The sequence below is a fragment of the Brachybacterium sp. p3-SID957 genome, from assembly GCF_025144775.1.
Lineage (GTDB): Bacteria > Actinomycetota > Actinomycetes > Actinomycetales > Dermabacteraceae > Brachybacterium > Brachybacterium epidermidis.
Genome location: NZ_JALXKT010000008.1, coordinates 71,546 through 77,611 on the forward strand (window position 1 = coordinate 71,546; position 6,066 = coordinate 77,611).

The 6,066-nt window shown below is 71.4% G+C and carries 5 protein-coding genes; all 5 read left to right on the plus strand.

Annotated features, from left to right (window positions below; translation table 11 throughout):
- Positions 1-149: 149 nt before the first annotated feature.
- The 5 genes from mtrA (at position 150) to hpf (ending at position 6,027) form a co-directional block, all read left to right on the plus strand.
- Positions 150-836: an MtrAB system response regulator MtrA gene (mtrA, locus tag M3B01_RS03185; RefSeq protein WP_193864692.1), complete on the plus strand. Its 687-nt coding sequence runs from the start codon at positions 150-152 to the stop codon at positions 834-836.
- A complete protein-coding gene (mtrB, locus tag M3B01_RS03190) occupies positions 823-2,529 on the plus strand; it encodes an MtrAB system histidine kinase MtrB (RefSeq protein WP_259789370.1) in 1,707 nt (568 codons plus the stop codon). The genes mtrA and mtrB overlap by 14 nt, the downstream gene beginning before the upstream one ends.
- On the plus strand, positions 2,526-4,229 hold the full coding sequence (locus M3B01_RS03195; RefSeq protein ID WP_259789371.1) for a GerMN domain-containing protein: 1,704 nt from the start codon (positions 2,526-2,528) through the stop codon (positions 4,227-4,229). The genes mtrB and M3B01_RS03195 overlap by 4 nt, the downstream gene beginning before the upstream one ends.
- Positions 4,230-4,351: 122 nt before the next feature.
- Complete coding sequence (locus M3B01_RS03200) at positions 4,352-5,203, plus strand: ComF family protein (protein ID WP_259789372.1); 852 nt, start codon at positions 4,352-4,354, stop codon at positions 5,201-5,203.
- A gap of 161 nt (positions 5,204-5,364) precedes the next feature.
- Positions 5,365-6,027, plus strand: a complete 663-nt coding sequence (gene hpf / locus M3B01_RS03205) for a ribosome hibernation-promoting factor, HPF/YfiA family (protein WP_259789373.1) — start codon at positions 5,365-5,367, stop codon at positions 6,025-6,027.
- The last annotated feature ends 39 nt before the right edge of the window (positions 6,028-6,066 follow it).

The window sequence follows — 6,066 nt, forward strand, 5'->3', positions numbered from 1 at the left end:
TGCTGTGATCCTGTGTTGCTGATCCTGTGTTGCTGTGATGCTGGGTTCCCACGCTACGCACTCCGCGTGCCCGGCCCGATCCGACGAACGTCGATGACCTCGTGTCGTGGGTCCATCCCGGTCCTGCTGCTGGGTGGCACAATGACCCCATGACGACGCCTTCACGGATCCTCGTGGTCGATGACGATCAGGCGATCGCCGAAATGGTCGGGATCGTTCTGCGCGGCAAGGGGTACGAGGTGATCACCTTCCCCGACGGCGCCTCCGCACTGGAGGCGTTCGCGCGCGTGCGGCCCGACGTGGTCCTGCTGGACCTGATGCTGCCGGGGATGGACGGCATCGAGGTGTGCCGCAGGCTGCGCGCCGGGAGCGGGGTGCCGATCATCATGCTCACCGCCCGCACCGACACCGCCGACGTGGTCGAGGGGCTCGAGGCCGGGGCGGACGACTACCTCACCAAGCCGTTCGAGCCGGAGGAGCTGGTGGCAAGGATCAAGGCGCGCGTGCGGCGCTCCGAGGTCCCCACCACGGAGAAGCTCACCATCGGTGACCTCGAGATCGACGTGGACGGGCACGAGGTGTTCCGCGGGGGTGAGCCGATCTCCCTCACCCCCCTCGAGTTCGACCTGCTCACCCAGCTGGCCCGCAAGCCTTGGCAGGTGTTCACCAGGGACGTGCTGCTGCGGGAGGTGTGGGGTTACCGGCACAGTGCCGACACCCGCCTGGTCAACGTCCACGTGCAGCGCCTGCGCTCCAAGATCGAGCACGATCCGGAGAACCCCCGGATCGTGGTGACCGTGCGCGGGGTGGGCTATCGGGCAGGTGGGCCGTCCTGAGCCGGCCCGCGCAGCCGTGACCGCCCCGGGCCGCGGCGAGAGCGGGCCCGGCGCCGCCCTTCATCGCGTCCTTCCGGGGCACTGGCCGCTCGCCCTGCGCGTGGTGGTGGTGACCACTCTGCTGGCGAGCGTGTCCATCCTGACGGTGGGCGCGTACCTGTCGTCCGTGATCGCCGACGGCCTGTACGAGCAGCGTCGGGACCGGGTGCTGGAGGAGTCCCAGGACATCCGTGATGCGCTGGTCTCCGACCTGGATCAGCTCACCGGTGCCACCGGAACTCAGCAGCAGGACGCGGCCACCGCCTTCGTCCAGGAAGTGCGGGGCCAGAACGGCGCATCCCGCCGGGAGGCGGCACTGGTCCCGGTGGAGACCACAGGCATGGTGTGGTCGGTGTACTCGGACCGTTCGCTGTCCGAGGTCGTGGATCCCGAGTTCGCGCGAGCAGTCGCCGCGCAGCCCGACTCGCTGGTGTGGACGTCCATCGCGATGGCGGGCCCCACCGAGGAGGTCGAGCCCGCTCTGCTGGTGGGCACGCGCGTGGTGGTGGCCGGGAGCGGCTCCTACGACCTGTACCTGGTGTACTCCCTGCAGGACGAACAGCAGACCCTCGCCTTCGTGCAGCGCGTGGTGCTGGGCGGCGGCGCCGTACTGCTCGCCCTCATGGTGGGCATCGCCGTGGTGGTGGCACAGCTGGTCACCACCCCTCTGAAGAAGGCGGCACAGGCGGCCGAGCGCCTGGCCGCCGGAGACCTCACCAGCCGCGTCGAGGTCTCCGGGGCCGATGAGCTGGCCCGGGTGGGGGAGTCGTTCAACGACATGGCTCGGAGCCTGGAGCAGAAGGTCGAGGACCTCACCGAGCTCTCCCGGGTCCAGCAGCGCTTCGTGGCCGACGTCTCGCATGAGCTGCGCACCCCGCTCACCACGATCCGCATGGCGTCCTCCGTGCTCGACGACCAGCGCGAATCGCTGCCGGAGGGTCTGCACCGGACGGTGGAGCTGCTCTCGACGCAGGTCACCCGCTTCGAGCTGCTGCTCACCGAACTGCTGGAGATCTCCCGGTTCGATGCCGGGGCGGCCGTGCTCGAGGCGAACCGCGAGGACCTGGACGAGCTGGTGATGCGCGCGGTGGACGACGTGCGCCCCCTTGCTGCAGCCCGCGGATGCCTGCTGGACGTGCGACCTGCCGGGCACGGGATGCGCGCCGTGGTCGATGCCCGGCGGGTGGACCGGATCCTGCGGAACCTGCTGACCAATGCGATCGAGCACGGGGCGGGGCATCCGGTGCTGGTGCAGACGGGATCGGACGAGGACTCGGTGGCCGTGGTGGTCCAGGACCACGGGCGGGGCATCTCCCCGGAGGATGCCCGCCGCGTGTTCGACAGGTTCTGGCGGGCCGACCCCTCCCGTGCCCGCACCCTGGGAGGGACCGGGCTGGGTCTGTCGATCTCGGTGGAGGATGCGCACCTGCACGACGGCTGGCTGCAGGCATGGGGACAGCTGGGCGAGGGAGCCGTCTTCCGCCTCACGCTGCCGCGTCGACCCGGTGGCGCGATCACCCGCTCCCCACTGCGGCTTGAGCGCTCCTTCGACCGCGTAGGAGGGGACCCGCTGCCCACCGCCACCGGTGAGATCCAGATCAGTCCGGACATGCTGCCGGGCCTGGACTCGAGCTGGGAGGAGGAGGGGCGATGACCGCGAGCCGCCGGGAGCTGTTGCGCCTCGCCGGTGCCGCCGCGCTGCTCGGCACCGGGAGCGCCTGCGCGCGCATCCCCACCGAGTCCCCCATCGACAGTCGCCCCCTCTCGGGCCGTTCCCGGCCGGGCGCCCCCTACGTGCGGGCGCTGCCGCCCCCCGAGGACGCCACTCCCCAGCAGGTCCTCACCGGGTTCGTGCAGGCCGGCGTAGGCACCGAGGACGACTACGCCGTGGCTAGGGAGTACCTCACCCCCGACGCCAGCGCCGCGTGGGATCCGGGAGCCGGCGTGACCGTCTACTCCAGCAGCGACGAGCTGCGGGTGGAGCAGCTGGGCGAGGACACCGTCTCCCTCGCGCTGCAGGCCGTGATGCTGGTGGATGCGCAGGGCGTGCGCAGCGTCCTGGCCGGTCCCACCGCCCAGGAGATCACGGTCCACGTCCAGTCCGTTGACGGGCAGTGGCGGATCGCCGATCCGCCACCCGGCATCCACCTCTCGGGGTCCGCGTTCGAGGCGCTATTCACCCCTGCACGGCTCTACTTCCTGGATCCCCGATCCCTGCACCTGGTCCCTGATCTGCGCTGGTACTCCTCCCACCGGGCTGTTCCGGCGGTTCTCGAAGGCCTCCGCGCCGGGCCCGTGGAGTCGCTGGAGTCGGCCGTGCGCAATCTGGTGCCCTCCGGCGCCGACATGGAGGCGGTGACGGTGACGACGGGAGCTGACGGTGTGGCCGAGGTGACCATACCCGAGGCCGTCCGGCGCCTGGCCAGCGCGCCGCGCGGGCACGCCCTCGCGCAGCTGGAGGCATCCCTGCGGTCCCTGCGGGCGCTGGCGGAGGTCCGTCTGCTCTGGGACGGCACCGACCTGACCGCGCAGGTGGACCGCTCCCTCTCCCGGCCTCTGCCGGGGCATCGCCCGATCGGGGCAGGACCCACCGGGGTGGTCTCGCTCGCCGACGCCGGGGGGAGCGATCAGATGTCCCAGCTGGTCCCGGACCTCGCCGAGACCGTCCTCTCCGCACCGGCGATCAGCCAGGACGGCGTGCTGGCCTGCGCACTGTCACAGGACCGCAGCAGCGTGCTGATGGCCTCGACCGATGGCTCGGTACCGGTGAGGCAGGCCGCTGCCGGCGCGGCCTACGCCGATCCGCGACCCGATGACGCCGGGTACGTCTGGGCCTCGGTCCAGTCCGGCACGGGAGTGCTGCTGGCGATGTCCGCCCAGGGGGCCGAGCACGACGTCAAGGTCGATGCCGCCTGGCTGCGAGGACGAGAGGTGCTGGGGCTGGACATCGCCGCCGACGCCACCCGCCTGGCCGTGCTCTCCGCCGACGAGGCAGGGACCCGACTGGATCTGTGCGCGGTGCAGCGCGACGAGGCCGGGGTTCCGGTCTCCGTGTCGGAGCCGGTGGTGGTGCGCACCGGGCTGGTCGACATGGTGCAGGTGGGCTGGTACGACGAGATCGCCCTGACCGTGCTCGGCACGGACCCCATCAGTGAGGAGCTCCGGGCTCAGGTCACCGACCTCGCAACAGGGCACGAGCTGCTCCCGCCGCCGCGACAGGGAACGGTGCGCCTGGCCGGCAGCGTGATCGCGGAGTCCGTGTGGGCCGCCACCGAGGACGGTGCGCTGATGCGCAGCACGGGGGACCGCTGGGCGAGCGTCGATCTGCCGGCCCGGGACCCCGCCTTCTACTGAGAGGTCCTTCCCCGGTGCACCACCGACGGCCGAGCTCAGGTGGGGTTCCTCCCCACGATGCCCTTGTCCCCAGCGTGGCCCGATCCCGCCCGTGAGCACTGCGATCGAGGTGGGATGGGGGCATGGGACACGCGCGGAGTCGGCACCGGGGGGCGGGGATCGCCGTGGCGCGGGCAGTAGGCGAGGTCGTCGCGCAGACGTGCTCACTGCTGGTGCCGCGCGTATGCCCCTGCGGCAGCGAGGGCAGCTGGCTGTGCCGGGACTGCCGCGCCCTGCTGCAGGGGCCACCGGTGCGGGTGGAGTCCTGCTGCGATGCGCTGCAGCACCTGAGCGCAGCCCGGGTCAGGGAGCGGTCCCGGCTGTTGCCCGCCGGGGTCGACCATCACCCCCTGCTGCCCGTGCTCGCGCTCGGCGAGTACACCGGGGATCTGCAGCGCCTGGTGCTGGCTTGGAAGAACGGTGGCATGCTCCATCTGGGAGCCCCGATCGCGGCCGGTCTCGAACCAGCAGTGAGGCTGCTGGTGGGCACCGGGGGAGCAGCTGGCGGGTCGCAGGTCCCCTTCCTGGTCCCGGTCCCCTCCCGTCTGCGGGCGCGGCTGCGCCGCGGGGAGGACCACACCGCAGAACTGGTCCGCTCCCTGGCGCGCTCCGGGATCGGCAGGCCGCTGCTGCTGCGTGCCGCCCCTACCACCGGGCAGGAGGGCAAGGGGGCGCGGATGCGGCGCACTCGCCGCATCCGCCTGGCAGGCCCGCTTCCGGCGGCGGCGCTCAGGGAAGGGCCCGGCTGCGTGATCGTCGATGACGTGGTCACCACCGGATCCACGCTGCGCGCCATGCACGAGACCCTCACCGCAGCGGGGATCCCGGTGATCGGCGCGGTCGTGGTGGCCTCGGCACGCGTGCCCGGGGATCCGGTGCCGGTGGAGCTCCGGGTCACCGAGGTGGCGCACCGGTCCACCGATCGTCCGGGCTGATCCATGCAGGACGATCGGCCAGGAAATCAGAAGGGAAACATGGCATGCTTGGACCACTCGACATCGCAGCGAGTCCCCTTCGAGAGGAGGTGCGGAACCCAGCCGAGGAGCCATCGCGGCCGGGCTCAGAACGGCCGCACCACCGCTAAGAGGAGTACTTCATGGAGATCAACGTCGTCGGACGCCACATGGACGTCCCGGACCGATTCCGCCGTCATCTCACCGACAAGCTCGACAAGGTCACTCAGCTGGCGCCCACCGCGCTGCGGGTGGACGTCGAGATCTCGCAGGAGAAGAACCCCAGGCAGGCCGAGCTCAGTGATCGCGTGGAGCTCACCGTGCACGACAAGGGCGCTGTGATCAGGTCCGAGGCCCGGGCCGATGATCTCTACGGGGCCCTCGACGTGGCCTACGGGAAGCTCCTGGAGCGGCTGCGCCGAGCACGGGACCGGCGCAAGGACCGCCACCGCGGCCGCGACCGCGCCCACCAGGTCTCCGGGGAGTCCCTGCGCACGATGGTGCCGGACGCGCAGCTGCCCGCCGCTCTGCGGGAGGATGCCGCCCCCGCCGGCCAGGAGACGATGGCGTCCGAGGCGGCTGAGCTGGACGCGGATGGGGACAGCCCCATCGTGATCCGTGAGAAGAAGCACCCCGCCGAGCCGATGTCCATCGACGACGCCCTGTACCGCATGGAGCTGGTGGGCCACGACTTCTTCCTGTTCATCGACGAGGAGTCCGGGAACCCGAAGGTGGTCTACCGCCGCAAGGGCTGGAGCTACGGCGTGATCGAGCTGGATCCGCAGCAGGAGGCGGTCGCCGGTTGATGGCCGGCAGCCGCTGAGGGGCGGGGGGGGGGGGCCCCC

What these genes read in the sequence shown, in the direction of transcription:
- mtrA (WP_193864692.1), top strand. Translation starts at nt 150, where the DNA reads ATGACGACGCCTTCACGGATCCTCGTGGTCGATGACGATCAGGCGATC.
- M3B01_RS03195 (WP_259789371.1), top strand. Translation starts at nt 2,526, where the DNA reads ATGACCGCGAGCCGCCGGGAGCTGTTGCGCCTCGCCGGTGCCGCCGCG.
- M3B01_RS03200 (WP_259789372.1), top strand. Translation starts at nt 4,352, where the DNA reads ATGGGACACGCGCGGAGTCGGCACCGGGGGGCGGGGATCGCCGTGGCG.
- hpf (WP_259789373.1), top strand. Translation starts at nt 5,365, where the DNA reads ATGGAGATCAACGTCGTCGGACGCCACATGGACGTCCCGGACCGATTC.